The sequence below is a fragment of the Caballeronia cordobensis genome (assembly GCF_001544575.2).
In the GTDB taxonomy this organism is placed as follows: domain Bacteria; phylum Pseudomonadota; class Gammaproteobacteria; order Burkholderiales; family Burkholderiaceae; genus Caballeronia; species Caballeronia cordobensis.
In genome coordinates this window covers 160,843-182,128 of record NZ_FCNY02000007.1, presented here as the reverse complement: position 1 = coordinate 182,128, position 21,286 = coordinate 160,843, and the positions used below count along the sequence as shown (strand labels likewise).

The following is a 21,286-nucleotide window of genomic DNA, read 5'->3' as shown; positions in this document are numbered from 1 at the left end:
TTTGTCAATGTACCCAGTCGGAGACGCAAGCAATACAAGATTATTCCGAACTACGGCTTCGGCGTAACACGGTTGACTTTTCGTGAAACGCCGAAACTTCGTGGTCCGTCATTTTGCGCCGGCAAACTCCTGAATGTCCGCATCGGCTTCGCCCGCGAGCGGCACCACGCCGGACGGCCCCGTCGCATGCGGTTGCAGCAGCAGCGCAACCAGTCCACTCCAGCCGGTCTGATGCGATGCGCCGACGCCGCGCCCGTTGTCGCCGTGAAAGTATTCGTGGAACAGCACGAGATCGCGCGAGCGCGGATCGGCCTGCAGCAGCGGGTACGCGGCCATGACGGGCCGCTCGCCGTTCCGGTCGAGCAGAAAGAGCGTGGTCACGCGGCGCGCGAGCTCGTCGGCGATCTGCGCGAGCGAGAACTTCTGCCCCGAACCCGTCGGATACTCGATGCGGAAATCGTCGCCGTAATAGCGATGAAACTCGTGAATCGATTCGATCAGCAGATAGTTGACCGGCATCCAAACGGGGCCGCGCCAGTTCGAGTTGCCGCCGAATACGCGCGAATCCGATTCCGCCGGCAGATAGCGGATGCTGAAGCTTTCGCTGTTGTGATAGAAGACGAACGGATTGTCGAGATGCACGCGTGAGAGCGCGCGCACGCCGTGATCGGAGAGGAATTCGGTTTCGTCGAGCATGCGCCTCATGAGCGCCTTCATGCGATGCCCGCGCAACAGCGACAACAGCACGCTATTGCCCTGCCCCTGCACGTTCCAGCGCGACACGAGCCGCGCGAGATCGGTGCGATGCTCCAGGAACCAGTGCAGACGCTCGCGCAGTTCCGGCAGCGAACGGTACACCTTCGGCTCCAGCACATGCACGGCGAAAAGCGGAATGAGCCCGACGATCGAGCGGATGCGCATCGGCACGTTCGAGCCGTCCGGCAGGCGCAGCTTGTCGTAAAAGAATTCGTCCTCGCTGTCCCAGAGTCCCGTCTCGCAGTTGTCCTCGCAGCTCACCGCTTCCGCGATATACAGAAAGTGCTCGAAGAACTTCACGGCGATATCGACGAACACCTTGTTCGCATACGCGAGCTCCAGCGCGATGCGCATCAGGTCGAGCGCGTAGGCGGCCATCCAGGCGGTGCCGTCCGCCTGATCGATGTGACCGCCGGTAGGCAGCGGCGACGAGCGATCGAAGATGCCGACGTTGTCCAGCCCGAGAAAGCCGCCCTGAAAGATGTTCTTGCCGTCGGCGTCCTTGCGGTTCACCCACCACGAGAAATTCAGCAGCAGCTTGTGGAACACGAGTTCCAGAAAATCGCGGTCGCCGCGTCCGGTGATCGCGCGATCGATCTCGTACACGCGCCAGGTCGCCCAGGCGTGCACGGGCGGGTTCGCGTCGCTGAACGCCCACTCGTAAGCGGGCAACTGGCCGTTCGGATGCTGATAACGGTCCTTCACGAGCAATAGCAGCTGACGCTTCGCGAACTCCGGGTCGATCAGCGCGAACGCGGCCGCATGAAACGCGAGGTCCCACGACGCGTACCACGGATATTCCCATTTGTCCGGCATCGACACGATGTCCGCGTTGCACAGATGCCGCCAGTCCGCGTTGCGCCCGGAGCGCCGCTGTTTCGGCGGCTTCGGCTGAAGCGGATCGCCGTCGAGCCAGCGCGTCACGTCGAACTGATAGTACTGCTTCGACCACAGCATGCCCGCGAGCGCCTGGCGCTGCACGAGCCGCTGATCCGCGTCGGCGATGTCGTGTTGCAGCGCGCCGTAGAACTCGTCCGCTTCGGCGAGCCGGCGGGCGAAGAGCGCTTCGGCGTCGAGCGCAACCGCGTCCGGCGCGGATTCCGGCCGCCAGCGCATATAGACCACGGCCTTGCCATGCGCTTCGAGCCGCAAGTGCGCGTGCGCCGCCGCGCGCGTGCCCGTGTCGCGGCGGATCGCGTCTTCGTCGCCGTTCAGGATGTAGTCGTTGAAGCCGTCCTTGAACGGACCCTCGCCTTCCATGCGAAAGAGCCGCTTCACGTTGGTTTCGTTCTCGCAGAACAGCCATTCGATGTTCGCGCCGCCCGGCGACCAGGCGGTCACGACCATCGGCTCGTGCGCGGCCTGCTGCGCGAGCACGTAGGTGCCCTCGCCTTCCACGGTCGCGACTTTCAGCGAAGGCCTGATCGGCGCGGGCTTCCACGACCACGTATTGCGCGCCCAGATTTGCGGCAGCACGTCGAGCGTCGCGGCCACGTTGCCGCGATTTTCGACCGTCACGCGCATGAGGATGTCGTCGGCGGTGTGCTTCGCGTATTCGACCTGCACGTCGAAGTAGCGCTCGTCGTCGAACACGCCGGTGTCGAGCACTTCGTACTCGGGCATGTCGGCGCCACGGCGCGCGTTTTCATCGACGAGATCGGCATACGGAAACGCCGCATGCGGATACTTGTAGAGCATGCGCATGTAGGAATGCGTCGGCGTGCCGTCGATGTAGAAATAGAGCTCCTTCACGTCCTCGCCGTGATTGCCCTCTTCGTTCGTCAGACCGAAGAGGCGCTCCTTGATGATCGGATCGCAGCCGTTCCAGAGCGCGAGCGAGACGCACCAGTTGAGCTTGTCGTCGCCGAAGCCCGCAATGCCGTCTTCGCCCCATCGATACGCGCGGCTGCGGGCGTGATCGTGCGGGAAGTACTCCCACGCGGTGCCGAATTCGCTGTAATCCTCGCGCACCGTGCCCCATTGACGCTCGCTCAGATACGGTCCCCAGCGCTGCCAGCGCGGGCCGTCCTTCGAATGCAGCCGGGAGCCTTCGACGGTGTCGATCTGATTGACGGGACGCGATTTCGGCATGAACCTCTCCTCGTTGCGGCGTGCGAGCCGGCGGGCAAGACTCGTAATTTAGCGCGTTTTGATGCCGTCACGCGCGCCGCGCGCTCAAGTCCCGCCGAGCAGCTTGTCGAGGCGCATGAATTCGGCGAGCGACCATGCCTGAAAGGGCGTGCCGCCGGGCACGTGAGGCGCGTCGGCATCCGCGACTTCGCTGATGTGATCGAGCCCGTAATGATCCAGATGGTCATAGAGCGGCGTCAGGAAACGCTCGCGCGCGCCCGCCGCGCCATGCACGCGCACCCAGGCCTCCACGAACGGGCCGATCAGCCACGGCCACACGGTGCCTTCGTGATAGGCGCCGTCGCGTTCCAGCACGCCGCCCGCGTAGTGGGCCTTGTAGGCCGGGTCGGACGGCGCGAGTGTGCGCAGGCCGAGCGGCGTCAGAAGCTGCGTCTGAACCTGTTCGACGACGGCGCGCGCGATCTCGCCATCGACGAGCGCGAACGGCAATCCGCCGACCGCGAAGATCTGATTCGGGCGAATGGCGTGATCGATCTTGCCGGGCGCGTGATCGGCGTCGACGACATCGAAGAGCGTGTGCGTATCCGGATCGACGAAGCGCGCCGCGAACGATGCGCGCGCCTGATCGCGCAACGCCTGCCAGCGCGGGTTCCACGCGCTCGCGATGGACAGCGCGTTGATCCACAGCGCCTGAATCTCGACCGGCTTGCCGATGCGCGGCGTGACGACCCAGTCGCCCGCTTTCGCGTCCATCCACGTGAGTTGCACGCCGGGCACGCCGGCGCGCAGCAGGCCGTCGGCATCGGCGGCAATGTTGAAGCGCGTGCCGCGCGAGTAGCCGTCGAGGATCGCATCGACGGCGCGTTGCAGGCGGCTCGTGGTCGCGGCGTGCGCGTGGCCCGTGGCCAGATAATCGTGGACGGCGACGACGAACCACAACGAGGCGTCGACGGAGTTGTATTCCGGCAGGCCGCCGCTGTCGGGGAAACGATTCGGCACCATGCCTTCGGAGATCGTGTCGGCCCATTCGAGCAGGATCGATTCCGCTTCCTGATACCGGCCCGACGCGAGCAGCAGACCGCGCATCGAGATGAAGGTATCGCGGCCCCAGTCGGTGAACCACGGAAAGCCCGCGATGATCGTCTTGCCGACGTTGCGCCTGACGACGTAGGCATCGGCGCTGCGCGCGAGCCGCGAGCCGAACGCCGCGCGGCGCTCCGTTTCGCGCGATGCGAGGAGCGCCGCGCGTGCCGTTGCGGTTTCGTCGAATGGTTTCTCGTGGCCCGTGTGGGCGTGCAGGATCAATACGGCTTCGCCGCGCGCGAGATCGAAGGTGAAGACGCCGGGCGTCGCGAGGTCCTCGGTGAAATCCAGCCCGCGTTCGCGTTCGCGCACGTAGCAGAAGTTGCGGTACCAGTCGGGCGCGTGCTGGTAAGCGCCGTTCGACGTCGCGCAGATCGTGGGCAGGTCGCCGTAGGGTTGCCATTGCACGCGCTCGCCTTCGAGCGTGGCATCGAAGGAAAAGGCCGGATTTTCGTGGTGCAACGCGTGGTAGTCGCGGCCCGACAGGAGCGGGCGGACTTCGAGTTTTATCGCGTTGTTTGTTGTTTGTGCGATGCGCCAGCGTAGGACCGTTTCGCTGGTTTCCTTTGCGACGAATGTTTCGGCGATTACGGTTGTGTTTTCATCGATGCGATATTGCCAGGTTGGCCATGGGTCTGTGTCGAACGAAAGCAAGTTTGCTGAAGTGTCGGGATAGAGAATGTCGGGGGCGTAACGTTGCATCGATAGCGGGATGCGTGTGCCGTTCATGTCTAGCCATGCTTCGATGCCGTTCACAAGTACGACCCGGCCGGCGGGCGGTTGGGTTGCCGTGAGCAGCAGCGCCTGGTAGCGGCGGGTGCGCATCGTGCCGACCGTGCCTGAGGCAAAGCCGCCGTAGGCGTCGGGTTCTAGCCATTCGGCTTCCAGGTTTTCTTGTCCTTCTGGGCGGTTTATTCGAGTCATGGGCTTTGGGCTTCTTTCGTTGAACCTGCTTTCGCGTCGGTCTATTAGCACTGCCCCTGTGCGGGGCGGCAGTTACTTTCTTTGCTGCTGCAAAGAAAGTAACCAAAGAAAGCAGCTATCCCCATCCAAAGTACTTCATGCCGGCCGCGGCACAGGCGATTGGCTGAATGGAACCCGGAGTAGCGAGTGCCCTCGTAGGCGAACCGGGCTTGGATCGCGCACGATCCGGCAAGCCAGTCCACCAACGTAACTGGATCAGCAATCATACATCCGGCACAGCGCTACGCGCTGCCGAGGGGTTTGCGAGGGAAACCTGCAGGAAAGAAGCGCGCGCAAACCCGCTCTTCCCGTCGGCCGCGAAGCGGGCCGGAACTTGAAATGGCTGTACCAACACATTAAGTGGCGCGATGCGGCAGACCGTGCGCGATCCAAGCCCGATGGGTCCTTCGAGGGCACTCTTTAGGCGAGGGCCATTCCCCGAGGAGAAGAATGGCCAAACTGCGTGTGACCGCGGGCGGTGAGAAGGCTGCTTTCTTTGGTGACTTTCTTTGCAGCAGCAAAGAAAGTTACCCCCGCCCCGGGGAGGGGCAGTGCTAATAGACCAACACGAATACAAGTTCTACGAAACAACCACCCCCACAGCGTGAATCAAAATCCCCACCGCCCCCCCAACCAACGTCCCATTCACCCGAATAAACTGCAAATCCCGCCCAATATTCAACTCAACATCCCTCACCAGCGTCGCGTCATCCCACTGCTTGACCGTAGCGGCAATATGCTTCGCAATCCCATCCCGCAACTCCGGCGCAAGCGCTTTCAAAGCATCGCGCATATGCTCGTTAATGGAATCGCGCAACGCCGGATCACTGCCGAGCGACGCGGCGAAATTCCCCGCCATCGCCGTCACCTTCGCGTGCAGCGCCGAATCCGCGCGTTTGATATCCGCATCGAGCCACGCGATGAACTCGTCCCACAACCCGTTCACATAAGCACGCAACTCCGGCCGGCCGAGCCATTCGCGCTTGTGCTCGTCGATGCGCGTCTTGAACGACGCATCCGTCTTCAACCGCTCGACGAAGCGTTCCACCGCCGCATCGAAAGCCTTGCGGCGTTCGTGCTCGGGATCGCTGCTCACGTCGTGCAGCCACTGATTCGCGCCGCGCACGAGGCCCGCCGCGAACTTCGCGCCGAGTTCATCGGCGTTCAGTCCGACGAAACCCAGCATGCCGATGAGCTTCGGATACTCTTCACCCGCCACCGCGACGATGCGCCCCGCCAGCATCTCCTGCACTTCGGGCTTGTCGAGCCACGCGGCCATCTGCTTCAGGCCTTCGTCGAGCAGCAACTGATGACGCCGGTCCGAAGTCAACGCCGACAGCACGCTGCCCGCGGCGTTCGCGAGATCGAACGTGTCCGCGCGTCGACGCAGCGTGTTGTAGAGCATGTTCTTGACGCGCTCGTCGTCGACGAAGGACAACAACTGCCCGACCGCCGTCACCGCCTTCCGGCCGAGCAGATCGGCGTTTTTTGGCTCGGCGAGCCACATCGACAGACGGCTCGCGGGATCGAACGCGTTCACGCGCGCGACCAGCGCGTCAGTGCCGAGAAAACGATCGCGCACGAAAACGGCCAGGTTGTCCGCGACGCGCGCCTTGTTCGCCGGCAGGATCGCGGTGTGCGGAATCGGCACGCCGAGCGGATGACGAAACAGCGCGACGACGGCGAACCAGTCCGCGAGCGCGCCGACCATCGCCGCTTCCGCGAACGACGACACCCACGCCCACGCGCCCGCATCGTGCTGGCTTTTCGCGAGCGCGAACAACGCGCCGGCCGCGATCAGCAGCGCGAAGGCGAACCACTTCATTCTTTTGAGCGCTAAGGCTTTGTCCTGGGCTGTGTCCTGCGTGTCCATCTATCTTCGCTTCATGGTTTCGGAAAGAGCGAAAGCTTACCAGCAGAACGCTGCAAATCCTGCAACGCATCCATCGCGCGCGCGGCATCGTCCACCGGTACGAAAATATGATCGTGATACGCCGCCGCAATCACGTTGCAACTGATGTTCGCCTCGCCGAGCGCACGCGCGAACGCCGCCGTCAGGCCGACCGCGTTCAGGTCCGAATGCACGGTCAGCGCGATCCACGCCGCGCGAAAAAGCGGCGCGATGCCGGCCGCCTTCGCCGCCTCTTCTTCCATCACGACGGTCAGGCCCTCGCGCTCGCGAAAGGTCGCGACGATGCCCGCGCCGCTCACGGCCGCACCGTGCGGCAGCGCAGCGAACACGTAGACGCCCGGCTGCAATTCGGGCTCCATCGAGGCGATGAGCGTAGCGAGATCACGCAGCATTTTCAGTCGCCCTCGTTCTGCCTAACACCGGCCGCAGCGCTGCGCCCGTATGGCTGCGCGGATGCGTCGCGAGCGTATCGGGATCGGCCGCTGCGACGATCGTGCCGCCGTTCACGCCGCCCTCCGGCCCGAGATCGAGCACCCAGTCCGCTTCGGCAATCACATCGAGATCATGTTCGATGACGATCACGCTATGCCCGCCATCGACCAGCCGATGCAGCACGCGGATCAGCTTCGCGACGTCGGCCATATGCAGGCCGACCGTCGGCTCGTCGAGCACGTAAAGCGTGTGCGGCGGCTTCTGGCCGCGCCGCGTGATGTCGTCGCGCACCTTCGACAACTCGGTGACGAGCTTGATGCGCTGCGCCTCGCCGCCCGAGAGCGTCGGCGAAGGCTGGCCGAGCGTCAGATAGCCGAGGCCGACGTCGCGCAGCAATTGCAACGGATGCGCGATGCTCTGCATCGACGAGAAGAACTCGACGGCTTCGTCGATCTCCATCGTCAGCACTTCGCCGATGTTCTTGCCGCGCCATGTCACCGCGAGCGTCTCGGGATTGAAGCGCTGGCCGTGGCACACGTCGCACGGCACCTTCACGTCGGGCAAAAAGCTCATCGCGATGGTGCGCACGCCCTGGCCTTCGCACGCCGGGCAGCGCCCGTCGCCCGTGTTGAACGAGAACCGCGACGGCGTGTAGCCGCGCGCACGCGCTTCGAGCGTATCGGCGAAAAGCTTGCGGATCGTGTCCCACATGCCGATGTAGGTCGCCGGGCACGAACGCGGCGTCTTTCCGATCGGCGTCTGATCGACTTCGAGCACGCGGTCGATCGCCTCGTAGCCGGTCACGCCGCTGCACCCCTGCCACGCATGCGTCACGTCGAACTTCGGACGCGGTGCTTCGCGCGCGAGCACGCTGGCGCGCGATTTCGTCGCCGGGGCATCGGCTTGCGCCGCCTTGCGCGCGCGCCGCACCGCGGGCGACGAGAGCACCGAGCGGCCGACCGCATCGAGCAGGTTCGTCATCAGCACGTCGCGGGCGAGCGTCGATTTGCCCGAGCCCGACACGCCCGTGATCGCGACGAGCCGGTTCAACGGCATGCTCGCCGTCACGTTGCGCAGGTTATGCAGCGTCGCGCCTTCGACCGTGAGCCATTGCTCCGGCACGGCGGCGCGCCTGGCCGTCGCCGTGCGCACTTCGCGTCGCGGCTGCAGCGGATGCACGATCGGATTCGCCAGGAACTGCCCGGTGAGCGACGCCTTGTGCGCCGCGAGATCCGTCACGTTGCCCTGCGCGACCACCGTGCCGCCGCGCTTGCCCGCGCCCGGCCCGATATCGATGATGTGATCCGCGCGGCGAATCGTGTCCTCGTCATGCTCGACGACGACGAGCGTATTGCCCTTGTCGTTCAGCTTCTTGAGCGCGGAAAGCAGGATCAGGTTGTCACGCGGATGCAGACCGATGGTCGGTTCGTCGAGCACGTAGCACACGCCTTGCAGGTTGCTGCCGAGTTGCGCCGCAAGACGAATGCGCTGCGCTTCGCCGCCCGAGAGCGTCGGCGCGGCGCGATCCAGGCTCAGATAGCCAAGCCCGACTTCTTCGAGAAACTGCAGGCGCCCTTCGATTTCACTGACGACATCGCGCGCGATATCCGCATCGCGGCCCTTCAGCTTCAGCGATGCAATCCACTCGCGCGTATCGCTCACGGTCCAGCGGCCCACCTCGGTGATCGGATAATCGCCGAACGTCACCGCGCGCGCGACGTCGTTCAGACGCGTGCCTTCGCAGTCCGGGCACGGCTGATCGACGATATCGTCCGGCTCCTGATCCACCGAGCCGATGCTCTGCTCGCGCCCGCGATCGTCCTGCGCGAAGAGCGTGTCGTCGAATGCGGCGCGCTGCTCTCGCGTCAGCTTCACGCCCGTGCCGACACAGGTATTGCACCAGCCGTGCTTGCTGTTATACGAGAACATGCGCGGATCGAGCTCGGGATAACTCGTGCCGCAGACCGGGCATGCGCGCTTCGTCGAAAACACGCGCGTCTCTTCCTTGCCGCGACGCACGCCGTCGTGCCACGCGCCGTACAGCTCATCGAGCGGCGCGCACAGATGCATCACGCCCTTGCCGATTTCGAGCGTTTCGTCGAGCAGGCGGCGCAGTTCGGCCTCGTTATCCGCCGATACAACGAGATCCGCGACCGGCAATTCGATCGTATGTTCGCGGAAGCGGTCGAGCTTCGGCCACGGGCTGACGGGCAAAAATTCGCCATCGACGCGCAGATGCGTATTGCCGCGCGCCTTCGCCCATTTCGCGAGATCGGTATACACGCCCTTGCGATTGACGACGAGCGGCGCAAGCAAGCCGACGTGCTGCCCCTTGAAATCGCGCATGATCTGCGCCGCGATCGATTCCGAGCTTTGCGCCTGAACCGGCGTGCCGTCGTGGATGCAATGCTGGATGCCGAGCTTCACGTACAAGAGACGCAGGAAGTGCCAGACTTCGGATGTGGTCGCGACCGTCGACTTGCGTCCGCCGCGCGACAAACGCTGTTCGATCGCGACGGTCGGCGGAATGCCGTAGACCGCATCGACTTCCGGACGGCCCGCCGGCTGCACGATGGAGCGCGCATACGCGTTCAGTGATTCGAGATACCGGCGCTGGCCTTCATGGAACAGAATGTCGAACGCGAGCGTCGACTTGCCCGAGCCCGACACGCCCGTCACGACATTGAACTTGTTGTGCGGGATATCGACATCGAGCGACTTCAGATTGTGCTCGCGCGCATTGACGATGCGCACCACGTCTTCGCCCTGCAATGCGCGCCGCGCGCTCGCCACTTCCGCCGCGAGCTGCAAGGGCACGCCCGCGCGCTTCTCCGCCGCGCCCGGCTGCATCGCTTCTTCGTAGTCGATCAGCGCGCGGCCCGTGTGCGACGCCTCGCACGCGGCCACATCGTCCGGCGTGCCGACGCAGACCACTTGCCCGCCGCCATCGCCGCCTTCGGGACCGAGATCGATGATCCAGTCCGCCGCGCGAATCACGTCGAGATTGTGTTCGATGACGATCAGCGAATGCCCGCGCTCGAGCAAGCGGCGCAATGCCTGCATCAGCTTGGCGATGTCGTCGAAGTGCAGGCCGGTCGTCGGTTCGTCGAACATGAAGAGGCGGCTGTCGCTCTTCTTCGCTTGCGAGGTTTCCGCGAGATAGCCCGCGAGCTTCAGGCGCTGCGCTTCGCCGCCTGAGAGCGTCGGCACCGGCTGGCCGAGCTTCACGTATTCGAGACCCACATCGACGATCGGCTGCAGCACGCGCAATACTTCGGCATCCGAAGCAAATGCTTCCACCGCTTCGCTGACGGTCAGTTCGAGTACATCGGCGACGCTCAGCTCACGCCCGCCGCGCTCGATTTTCACTTCTAGAACTTCGGCGCGGTAACGGCGTCCGTCGCAATCCGGGCAGCGCAGATACACGTCGCTCAAGAATTGCATCTCGACGTGCTCGAAGCCCGAGCCGCCGCACGTCGGGCAGCGGCCATCGCCCGAGTTGAAGCTGAACATGCTCGCGCTATAGCCGCGCTGCAACGCGAGCGGCGCTTTCGCGTAGAGCTTGCGGATTTCATCGAACGCGCCGACATAGCTCGCCGGATTCGAGCGCGCCGTGCGGCCGATCGGCGACTGATCGACGAACACGACATCGCTCAACTGCTCCGCGCCTTTGAGCGACCGGAACGCGCCGGGCGCTTCCGTGGCCTTGCCGAAGTGACGCATCAGCGCGGGCGCGAGCACGTCCTGAATCAGCGTCGATTTGCCCGAGCCGGACACGCCCGTCACGCAGACGAGGCGTTGCAGCGGAATATCGACGGTCACGTCCTGCAGATTGTGATCGCTCGCGCCTTCGAGAACGAGGCGCGGCGTATTCGCATCGACGACGCGGCGGTTCCAGTTCGACGCATGCGCAACGTGCTTGCGGCCGCCGAGATACGCACCGGTCAGCGTGTCGGTGGCCTGGATATCGTCGGGCGCGCCGTCGTAGACGATTTGGCCGCCGCGTTCGCCCGGCCCCGGTCCCATGTCGATGAGACGATCCGCCGCGAGCATCACCGACGGATCGTGCTCCACGACGACGAGCGTATTGCCCGCGTCGCGCAGCCGGTGCATCGCCTCGACGATGCGGCTCAGGTCGCGCGGATGCAGCCCGATGCTCGGTTCGTCGAGCACGAAGAGCGTGTTCACGAGCGAGGTGCCGAGCGCCGTTGTCAGATTGATGCGCTGCACTTCGCCGCCCGACAGCGTGCGCGATTGCCGGTCGAGCGTCAGATAGCCGAGGCCGACGTCGCAGAGATATTTCAGACGCGTGCGCACTTCCGCGTGCAGCAGCTTGAGCGCTTCGTCGAGCAAGGTGGACGGCAGCGTGAGCGAATCGAAGAAACGGCGGATGCGCTCGATGGGCATCAGCATCAGATCGTGCACGGTCAGGCCCGGCAGCGCTTCGAGCTGTTCGCGGCTCCAGTCCACGCCTTGCGGCATGAAACGATCCGCCGGCGACAACACCGCGTCGGCCTGTTCCTTCGTGCCGAGACGCCACAGCAGCGATTCGGTCTTGAGGCGCGCGCCGTCGCACACGGGGCACGTCGTGTAGCTGCGATATTTCGACAGCAGCACGCGAATGTGCATCTTGTACGCCTTCGATTCCAGGTAGTCGAAGAAGCGCTGCACGCCGTACCACTGGTTCTGCCACTTGCCGGTCCAGTCGGGCGAGCCCTTGATGACCCAGTCGCGCTCCTGTTGAGTCAGATCGCGCCACGGCACGCCGAGACGAATGCCCGCCTTCGCGCCGTACTTCACGAGATCGTCCTGATTTTCCTTCCACGCGGGCGTCTGCAGCGTTTTCACCGCGCCTTCGCGCAGCGTCTTGCTTTCGTCGGGAATGACGAGGCCGTAATCGACGCCGATCACGCGCCCGAAGCCGCGGCACGTTTCGCACGCGCCGTAGGCGGAGTTGAAGGAAAAGAGCGCGGGCTGCGGGTCGGCGTAGCGCAGATCGCTTTCCGGGCTGTGCAGTCCGGTCGAGAAGCGCCAGATTTCCGGCTCGGCTTCTTCCTTCAGCACATAGACATTCACGCGGCCGGTACCGCGCAGCAGCGCGCCTTCGATCGCTTCCAGCGCGCGCGAGCGCTCGGTGTTCTGCAGGCGGAAACGGTCCGCGACGACATCGAGCATCTGCCGCTTGCCGCTGTCGGTTTCGACGTGGCGCTTCGCCTGCACGCGCGTATAGCCGCTCGCGGACAGCCATTGCGCGACTTCCTCGTCGCTCGCCGTGTCGGGCAATTCGACCGGAAACGTGATCGCGAGACGCGGATCGTCCGCGCGCGTGCGTTCGAGCAGTTCGGCGTAGATCGTCTCGGGCGTGTCGTGCCGCACGCGATGCGAAGTCTTCCTGTCGAAAAGCTCGGCGGCGCGCGCGTAGAACAGTTTCAGGTGATCGTTCAGCTCGGTCATCGTGCCGACGGTCGAGCGCGAACTGCGCACCGGATTCGTCTGATCGATGGCGATGGCGGGCGGCACGCCGTCCACGCGATCGACCTGCGGGCGGTCCATCCGGTCGAGAAACTGGCGCGCGTAGGCGCTGAAAGTCTCGACATAGCGACGCTGGCCTTCCGCGTAGAGCGTGTCGAACACGAGGCTCGACTTGCCGGAACCGGACGGGCCGGTCACGACCGTCATCTGGCCGGTGTGCAGGTCGATGTCGAGATTCTTGAGATTATGTTGACGGGCGCCGCGAATGCGGATTGCGTTGTTCGATGCCAATTTTTCAACCGGTTCAATGAGTTTGACGGTCTTCCTCGACCGATGGCGGCGCCGCGCGGGTGTTCGGAAGCGCGCGGCGGACGCAGCGAACAGTACTGTACACGCATACAGTATTTGTCGCAAAACGTGTCACGAGGTCCGAACCACCGGCGCAAGACGCTCGCCTGATCCGCCTTTCTATTTCAGATGCGCGATGACCGCGTCCGCGACGGCGCCCGGCGCTTCGCGCAGCGGAAAATGCCCCGCGCCGTCGATCACGACGCGCCGGTAGCCCGCCGTGAAATAGCCGTCCTGCCCTTCCGAGCTTGCCGGTTCATCGCAGAAATCCGCGCCGCCCTGAATCATCAGCGCGGGCACGCCGATACGCTCGATCGTCCCAAGCCGCGCGTATAAGCCGGCGAGCGCCGGATCGGACGGCTGATCGCCGCGCCAGCGCCGCCGATAGGCGTTGAGCGTGATCGGCACCCAGTCGGGATTCTCGAAGGCGCGCGCCGTCGCCGCGAATTCGGCTTCGTCGAACCAGCCGGGCGGCGACCACGTATCCCACTGAATGCGCGCGAAGCCTTTCGGATCGGCGGCGACCGCGTCCGGGCCGCCATCGAGCGACATGAACCATTGGTACCAGAAGCGCCGCGCCTGCGAGAAATCCGGCAGCCTGAATTCGCCGCGGGGCTGAAACGCCAGTGCCAGCGCGGCCATGCGGCGCACGCGTTCGGGAAACAGCGCCGCGATCGTGTACGCGGCGCGCGCGCCCCAGTCGTGACCGACCACATCGAATGTGGCGATGCCGAGCGCATCCGCAAGCGCGACGGCGTCGTTCGCGAGTGCGACGCCCGAGCCGTCGCGAACGGCGTCATCGCGCAGAAAACGCGTGCCGCCCGCGCCGCGCATTTCGGGCACGATGGTGCGATAACCGGCGTCGTTGAGCCGCGCCGCCACCGCATTCCATGCGCGGGCCGCATCGGGCCAGCCATGCAGCAGCATCACGATGGGGCCGCCGGCGGGACCGGAATCGGCGTAGGCGATATCGAGCGTCGGCGTGCGCGCGTGGCGTTCGAAGTCCAGCATGGCGAGACTCCTCGAAGGGGATCGGTCATTCTAGCGAGCACGGAAAACGCCCGCTCGGACCGACGCCCTCACGCCCCGATCAACACGCCCGTCCTGATCGGCGTCTCGCCCGTCACGCGTCCCATCGGTGCGCCGGCATGCACGAAGCGAATCGCACGGCGCATGTACAGCACACCGTCGTTGTTCGTGGTGACGGTCGTGACCGCATCGCTGAGCGGATCGACGATATCGAAAACCGGATCGCCTGCCTTCAGCCGCGCGCCCGTTTTCGCGCGATACACAACGATCCCGCTCACCGGCGCCGTCAACTGCTGGCTGCCCGCGAGCGGCGTCGCGGGTTGCGCGAGCGGCGGTGCATCTTTCGAGTCGCCTTCGATCACCCCGCGCGCGATCAGATAGTCGACGATGGCATTCGCGTCCTGCGACGCCGTGTCGTAATCGACGTCGCGCTGCCCGCGATGCTCGATCGTGGCCGCGATATTCGGCGCGCCGAGCGGCGCCCGATCGCCGAGAAGCGCGCGCACTTCGTTCCACAGCAGCGCGTGAACTTCATCGAACGACTGGCCGCCGGAATCCGTCGCGAGCAGCACGCCGTTCGCGCCGAGATGACGCGCGAGCGGCTCGATCGCGGGCCAGCTCGCGGGGCTCGTGTAAATGTGCATCGTCGCTTCGAGCGAGCAATGCAGATCGAGCACGATATCGGCGCGCGAAGCCAACGTGAGCAGCGCGAGCCGCAACGATTCGAACTCGTTCTTCGCGCGCATTTCGCCGAGCATCTCGACGAGCGCGCCACGCAGAATACGCGCGTTATGCGCGCCGTCGCCCGATGAAAAGCGCGCGCCCACGCGTTCGATCAGCGCGGCGGCGCTCGGCATCGGGAAGCCGCGATTGAAGTTGTGGCCGCTGTTCGCCTCGAAGCGCCCGAGAAATTGCCCGAGCACGTGTTGCGAAAGGCCGATCGGATTCGCCACCGGCACGAGCGCGATTTCGCCGCGCACGCGTCCTCGTGCTTCGAGTTCGATGAGCCGCCGTTTCAGCGTCCACGCGGTGAGCATCGCGGGCGTCTCGTCGGCGTGCAGCGAGGCCTGGATGTAGACCGTTTCGCTCGGATCGCCAGCGTCGCCGAAATGAAAGCTGACGAGTTCGCGCGAGGTCCCGAGCGTCGTCGAAACGAGTGTCTTGCGTTCAGTTCGCATGGTCAGTCGCCGCTCAGTCGCCGTACACGTCGAAGTCGAAATACTTGCGCGCGATCTTCCGGTACGTGCCGTCGGCGCGCATGTCGGTCACGGCTTTGTCGACCTTGGCCTTGAGCGCCGTGTCGTCCTGGCGCAAGCCCATGCCGACGCCGTGATCGCCCATCGAAAGCGGTTCGCCGACGAACGCGAAACCCGCGCCGCGCGGCGTCTTCAGAAAGCCGTGCTCCGCTTCCACCGAGCCGAGCAGCGCCGCATCGATGCGGCCCGCGCTCAGGTCGTTCAGCACGCCGTCCATGCTCTGATACGCGACGATTTCGACGCCGCCGGGCTGCCAGTTCTTCATCGCATAGGTTTCAAACTGGCTGCCGCTCTGCACGCCGATGCGCTTGCCGCGCAAGCCCTGCGCCGTCGCGGTGAGCGGCGCGCCCTGTTTCGCGAGCAGACGCGAGCGGAACTGAAAGAGCTTGCTGGAAAACGCGATCTGCTTCATGCGCTTGTCGGTGATCGCCATCGACGACATGATCCCGTCGATCTTGCGGGCCTGAAGCGCGGGAATCATCCCCGAAAACTCCAGCTCGACCCACTGACAGCGCATCGCGATGCGGCGGCAGATTTCATCGCCGAGATCGACGTCGAAGCCCGCGACATGGCCGTCGGGCGTTTTCACGTCCATCGGCGGATAGCCGGGGTCGATGCCAAGGCGAAGCGTATCGGCGTCTTTCGCGTGAACGGACGCGGCGGCGATCAGCGCGGCGGCGATGAAGAGGGCTTTGGGTTTGAACATGAACGCGGTGTCTCCGAAATTTGACACCGATGGTACGAGCGCGAAACGCTCGCAAAAAGAGCCGTTTTGCTTATCATGATCATTTTTCGAGATCATTCGACGGAACGCCGACGTGGACCTGACTCTGACGCAGTTGCGCATGTTCGTCGCCGTCGCCGAAGCCGGCAGCGTGCGCGCCGCCGCACGCCGTCTCGATGTCGCGCAGAGCGGCGTCACGCAGCAGTTGCACAAGCTCGAAGCGCAGGCGGGCGGGCCGCTCTTCGAACGCGACGTGCGCGGCGCGCGCCTCACGCCCATCGGCGAGCGGCTGCGCGTGCGCGCCGAGCTGATTCTCGGTGAATGCAGAAAGACCGAAGAGGAGATGCGCCAGTTGCGCGGCGAGCTGACGGGCCGCGTGTCGCTCGGGCTCGCCGCCGAAGCGACCATGCGGCTTTTTCCCGCGCTGCTCGCGAGCTATCGGGAACGCTGCCCGCGCATCGACGTGCACCTGACGAGCGCGACGTCGCGCATGCTGACGTCATGGGTGCGCGACGGCAGTCTCGACTTCGCGCTCGCGCTGATCGCCCCCGACGCCGATATCCACGACATGGACACGGTGCCGCTTTTCGATTCGGAAGTTGCGGTGATCGCGCGGCGCGGTCATCCGCTGGCGCGCTCGCGAACGCTGGCGGCGTTGAGAGAAGCCGAATGGGTCAGCACGCGGCAGCGCGGCGGCGGCGCGGCGGGCAACAAGCTGTCGGCCCTCTTCGACCATGCGAAACTCGCGCCGCCACGCGTCGCCGCGACGACCGAAGCGGTCTTCGACACGCTCCATTGCATCGCGTCGAGCGACTATCTCGGCCTCGAGCCCGCGAGCCTCGCGGGGCATCCGTTCTTTCGCGAGCACGTCGAGATCGTGCCGGTCGCCGAACGCGCCGCCGCAACGCCGGTGTGCCTGCTGCGCCGCGCGGGCGTCCCGCTCACGCCCGCGGCGCAGGAACTCGCGACGATGGCCGTCTCGTTCTCCCGGATACTTCCCGCTCAGCGCGACGCGTGACGCGTACGTGAGCCCTTCGACCCGGCAGCCGCGTTCGCGCGGCGCGTCGCCCAGCCCTTCTTCGCCGCGGCGGAGCGATCGGCCGCAGAACGCCGGCTCGCCGCCGCATGCGATTGCCGCGACAGCGACTTGGGCGAAGCCGCCTTCGTGCTTTCGCGCTTCAGCACGCGCGTGGACGTTGCCGAGCGCTTGGCCTTCGACTCGGTGCTCGGGCTCTTCTTCGTACGATGCGCGGCCTTCGTATCCTGCGCGGCCTTCTTGCGCGTCGCCTCGGACGCCGCGCCCTTCTTCGGCGGCTTCATCTTCACGCCCGAGCGCCGCGCCTCGGACAGCCCGATCGCGACGGCCTGCTTCGCCGACTTCGCGCCGTGCTTGCCCTCACGGATGTGATCGATCTGCTCCTTCACGAATGCGCCGGCTTGTGTGCTTGCGGACTTGCCATCGCGCTTCGCCCTGGCCGCGCGCTCGAGGGTTTTCTTTTCGGGCATGTCAGACCTCCGTATGAAGTGAACGTGACGTCGACGAATCGAGCAACGCACGTGCCCGCGACTTTCACTCACGCAAACGTTTGGCAATGTGCGAAAACCCGGCGATGACCTCGAATCGCGTCATCGATGAACGGCATAGCCCACGCCATCAATCGTTGGCGACGCTATCGGGACCGCGGGCAAGCCAATCCCGGCAAGCTTTTCCGCGATTTCGCCGCATCGGAAACATTTTCGTCGGTTCGGTTAAAGGCGGCTCAAGGACTGCCGTTAACGGGCTTATCCATAGCACCCGAGTCAGTTTGAAATGAGGCCAGTTTCGCCTTTTGTTCTCGCGATTGGCTGCGGAAGCCGTGGATATGATCCAAACGGTTAGCACCCCCCTGGTACTGCAAGGCCTATCTCACTCATCAAGGAACAACATGCAAAAACTTCTCAAAGCCTTCGTGCGCGACGAACGTGGCGTCAGCGCCATGGAATACGCCATTCTGGCCGGCATCGTCGTGGTCGCGCTGGTGGCCGTCGGCTCGGCTTTCAGCACCAACATGACGGACATCTTTTCGAACCTGACCACCAAGGTCAAGAACGCGGCAGGCAGCTAAGCAGTCGAGTCCCGGGTCCGGGCTTTCAAACGCCCGGACCTCAATCTGGCTTAACCCGACCTGAGTCCATCGTGTCGATCTTCTCCGTTGCCATCCGTCTCCTCGTGCTCGGCGTGCTCCTGTGGCTCGCTGTGGTCGACGTGCGCACCCGACGGTTGCCGACGACCCTCGTCCTCACGATCGGCGCACTCTTTTTCGTCGATGCGCTCATCGCCGGCATGCCGCTCGATGACGTCATCTCGCATCTGCTGCTCGCAGTCGTCGTGTTTCTCGTCTGCGCGGTCCTGTTCGTCGCCCGGATGCTCGGCGGCGGCGACGCCAAGCTCGCATCGGTCATTTTTCTGTGGGTGGGATTGAGCCTGTCGCTCGCCACGCTGACGCTGATCTCCGTGATCGGCACCGTGGTGTCGCTCGTGAGCCTCGCCACCCGCAACATGAATCCGGCCCAGCGCTTCATGCCGCTGCGCGCGCTCGCGATGTTCTCCGCGGCGCGCGGCGTGCCCTATGGCGTGGCGCTCGCCTTCGGCGGCGGCCTCGTCATCGTGCTGCCGGCCCTGCTGCACTTCATTTCGACGCGATAGGACGGCGTCCCTATGTCCAACATCATCAAGTTTGCCGTTCTGCTCGTCGGCGCGCTGCTGATCGCGCTGATCGTGCGCGTGGTCCTCGCGAGCGCGTCGAAGCCGTCGAAGCCCGTCGTGACGACCGAGAAGGTGCTCGTCAGCGCCGCCAGCCTGCCGCAAGGTCTCTTGCTGCGCGACGAAGACCTCTCGTTCAAGGACATGCCCAAGGCGCAGTTGCCAACGAACGCGATCATCTCCGGCGATCCGAACGCGCCCGACCTGAAAGGCGCGCTGCTGCGCCATCCCGTCGAGGGCGGCGCCGTCCTCGTCGCCGACGATGTCTTCCTGCCGAGCGCGCCGGGATTTCTCGCCGCGACGCTCAAGCCCGACATGCGCGCCGTCTCGGTCGCCGTGGACGACGTGTCCGGCAATGCCGGGCTGATCCAGCCGGGCGATTACGTCGATCTGCTGCTCACGCAGCAAATGGACCGCCGCACCGAATCGCCGGATCTCGCGGTGTCGAGCGAGACGGTCGTCGAACACGCGCGCGTGCTCGCAGTCGGCTCCGAAATCAAGCGTCCGAAGGCGAACGGCGACAACGACGTCGCCATCAGCCGCGCCCGCACCGTCACGCTCGAAGTCACGCCGCGCATGGGCGAAGTCGTCGCGGTCGCGGCGCGGCTCGGCAGCCTGTCGCTCGCGTTGCGCAGCTTCGCGACCGTCAGCCGCGATCCGGCGTCGCCCACCGGCGCCTCGGCGGCCACCGAGCGCAAGCCGATCTGGGCCGGCGACATTTCCCGCGCCGTGCGCGAACTGCCGCGCGCGCCCCGCGCCCCGGCAGGCGCGCCGAGCGTCGCACCCGCCATGCCGCGCACGGTGACCATTTACCGCGGCTCCGAGAAGTCGGACACATCGAGCGTCGCGCAGGCGAACGGTTCCGGCCAGGGCGTTCCACCGCTTCCGACCGTCCCTGCGGAGCGTTGACATCGTGCCCACGTTCAGCAGCGCGCCATCGCCAGGATTCACCGTCATGAAAACGCAGTTCAGTCCGAGCCGCCTCGCCAAGATGTCGATGCCGCCGTTCGCGGCATGCGCGGCGCTCCTCGTTTGCGCCGCCGCGCACGCCGCGCAGCCGTCGATGCCGCCGTACGCCGGCGCGGCCTCGCCCGCGCGCGCCGCGAACGTCGCGAATGCCGGACGTCCCGGCGTGACCGAAGCGGCGCCAGGCAGCCTGCAAGGGCCGCTCATGCTCGACGCGGGCAAGGGCACGATGCTGCAGCTCAATGAAAATGTCGTCTCGGTGTTCGTCGCCGATCCAAGCGTCGCCGACGTGCACGTGCCGTCGAACAAGGCGGTGTTCGTGCTCGGCAAGAAGACCGGCTCGACGACGCTCTACGTGCTCGGCGCCAACAACAAGCCGCTCGTGCAGCGCACGGTCGTCGTGTCGCGCGACATGATCTCGCTGCGCAACCTGCTGAGCGCGCGCTTCCCGAACACAAACGTGCAGGTCGCGAGCGGCCAGGGTTCGCTCGTGCTGACGGGCCAGGCGGCCAACTCCGCCGATGCCGACGCGATCGTTCAGGCCGTGACGCCGTTCATGGCCGAAAAGGAAGTGCTCATCAACCGCATGACGATCGATCGTCCGCTGCAGGTGCAACTGCGCGTGCGCATCACCGAAGTCGACCGCAACATCACGCAGCAGCTCGGCATCAACTGGCAGGCGATGGGCAATGCCGCGGGCAACTTCTACAGCGGCATCTTCAGCGGCCGGCCGATCTACAACCTGACCCAGCCGATCACGGGCGCGAACGGCAACGTGAGCTATCCGGTCAATCTGCCGACGAACAACGCGTACTCGATTTTCGGCGCCTTCAAGACGAACAACGTGGACATCCGCGCGCTCGTCGATGCGCTGAATCAGGAGGGCCTCCTGACCGTGCTCGCCGAACCGAACCTCGTCGCGCTCTCGGGGCAAACGGCGAGCTTTCTCGCGGGCGGCGAATTTCCGATTCCGGTGTCGCAGACCAACGGCGCGATCACCGTCGAGTTCAAGCAGTTCGGCGTCAAGCTCGACTTCACGCCGACCGTGCTCAACGATCGCCGCATCAGCCTGAAAGTGCGCCCCGAAGTCAGCCAGATCGATTCGAGCGCGAGCGTGACCACCGGCGGCGTCACGGTGCCGGGGCTGTCCGTGCGCCGCGCCGATACGACCGTCGAGCTCGCGAGCGGCCAGAGCTTCGCGATCGGCGGGCTTTTGCAGAGCAATACGAGCGACGTCGTTTCCCAGGTGCCGGGACTCGGCTCGATTCCGGTGCTCGGCAAGCTGTTCTCGTCGACGAATTACCAGAACAACAAGACCGAGCTGGTGATCATGGTCACGCCGTATCTCGTCGAGCCCACCGATCCGTCGCGACTGCGCACGCCGCTCGATTCGCTGATCTCGCCGTCGAGCGATGTCGAATACAGCTTCAGGCGCCAGAACGGCGGCGTGCCGGCGCAGGCCGGACAGCCGCGTCTCGTCGGCGCGGCCGGCTACGTCTATTGAGCCCGTC

General features: G+C 65.2%; 14 protein-coding genes. 5 read left to right on the top strand and 9 right to left on the bottom strand.

The window, feature by feature from the left end; all coding sequences use genetic code 11:
* Positions 1-108 precede the first annotated feature (108 nt).
* The 8 genes from AWB70_RS15335 to AWB70_RS15300 form a co-directional block, all read right to left on the bottom strand.
* Entirely contained in the window at positions 109-2,847 is a 2,739-nt protein-coding gene (locus AWB70_RS15335) for an MGH1-like glycoside hydrolase domain-containing protein (RefSeq protein ID WP_053569081.1), read from the bottom strand.
* An 84-nt stretch (positions 2,848-2,931) separates the two neighbouring features.
* Positions 2,932-4,854 carry an amylo-alpha-1,6-glucosidase gene (locus AWB70_RS15330; RefSeq protein WP_053569080.1) on the bottom strand — a complete coding sequence of 641 codons (1,923 nt, stop codon included), beginning with the start codon at positions 4,852-4,854 and terminating at the stop codon, positions 2,932-2,934.
* 619 nt (positions 4,855-5,473) lie between these two features.
* Positions 5,474-6,718, bottom strand: a complete 1,245-nt coding sequence (locus AWB70_RS15325; RefSeq protein WP_235024260.1) for a DUF445 domain-containing protein — start codon at positions 6,716-6,718, stop codon at positions 5,474-5,476.
* Positions 6,719-6,777: 59 nt separating this feature from the next.
* Positions 6,778-7,197, bottom strand: coding sequence for an ACT domain-containing protein (locus tag AWB70_RS15320; RefSeq protein WP_053569078.1), 420 nt, complete (start codon positions 7,195-7,197; stop codon positions 6,778-6,780).
* Positions 7,187-13,000: an excinuclease ABC subunit UvrA gene (uvrA, locus tag AWB70_RS15315; RefSeq protein ID WP_053569077.1), complete on the bottom strand. Its 5,814-nt coding sequence runs from the start codon at positions 12,998-13,000 to the stop codon at positions 7,187-7,189. Before uvrA ends, AWB70_RS15320 begins: the two co-directional genes overlap by 11 nt.
* A 177-nt stretch (positions 13,001-13,177) precedes the next feature.
* Complete coding sequence (locus tag AWB70_RS15310; RefSeq protein ID WP_053569076.1) at positions 13,178-14,068, bottom strand: alpha/beta fold hydrolase; 891 nt, start codon at positions 14,066-14,068, stop codon at positions 13,178-13,180.
* 68 nt (positions 14,069-14,136) lie between these two features.
* On the bottom strand, positions 14,137-15,264 hold the full coding sequence (locus tag AWB70_RS15305) for a succinylglutamate desuccinylase/aspartoacylase family protein (protein ID WP_053569075.1): 1,128 nt from the start codon (positions 15,262-15,264) through the stop codon (positions 14,137-14,139).
* Between the two features lie 13 nt (positions 15,265-15,277).
* Complete coding sequence (locus AWB70_RS15300; protein WP_053569269.1) at positions 15,278-16,048, bottom strand: transporter substrate-binding domain-containing protein; 771 nt, start codon at positions 16,046-16,048, stop codon at positions 15,278-15,280.
* Between the two features lie 112 nt (positions 16,049-16,160).
* Here AWB70_RS15300 and AWB70_RS15295 point away from each other — a divergent pair, with 112 nt between their 5' ends.
* Positions 16,161-17,084: a LysR family transcriptional regulator gene (locus tag AWB70_RS15295; protein ID WP_053569074.1), complete on the top strand. Its 924-nt coding sequence runs from the start codon at positions 16,161-16,163 to the stop codon at positions 17,082-17,084.
* Here the strand turns inward: AWB70_RS15295 and AWB70_RS15290 are convergent.
* A complete protein-coding gene (locus AWB70_RS15290; RefSeq protein ID WP_053569073.1) occupies positions 17,069-17,572 on the bottom strand; it encodes a DUF6496 domain-containing protein in 504 nt (167 codons plus the stop codon). The two genes, AWB70_RS15295 and AWB70_RS15290, sit on opposite strands and share 16 nt — an antisense overlap.
* 419 nt (positions 17,573-17,991) lie before the next feature.
* Between AWB70_RS15290 and AWB70_RS15285 the strand changes: the two genes are divergently transcribed.
* From AWB70_RS15285 to AWB70_RS15270, 4 genes are all read left to right on the top strand, one after another.
* Positions 17,992-18,171: a Flp family type IVb pilin gene (locus tag AWB70_RS15285; protein ID WP_035510689.1), complete on the top strand. Its 180-nt coding sequence runs from the start codon at positions 17,992-17,994 to the stop codon at positions 18,169-18,171.
* 71 nt (positions 18,172-18,242) lie between these two features.
* Positions 18,243-18,752: an A24 family peptidase gene (locus tag AWB70_RS15280; RefSeq protein WP_053569072.1), complete on the top strand. Its 510-nt coding sequence runs from the start codon at positions 18,243-18,245 to the stop codon at positions 18,750-18,752.
* Between the two features lie 12 nt (positions 18,753-18,764).
* Positions 18,765-19,718 (top strand): Flp pilus assembly protein CpaB, encoded by a 954-nt coding sequence (gene cpaB / locus AWB70_RS15275; RefSeq protein ID WP_053569071.1) that lies wholly within the window; start codon positions 18,765-18,767, stop codon positions 19,716-19,718.
* Positions 19,719-19,872: 154 nt separating this feature from the next.
* Positions 19,873-21,279, top strand: coding sequence for a type II and III secretion system protein family protein (locus AWB70_RS15270; protein ID WP_053569268.1), 1,407 nt, complete (start codon positions 19,873-19,875; stop codon positions 21,277-21,279).
* The last annotated feature ends 7 nt before the right edge of the window (positions 21,280-21,286 follow it).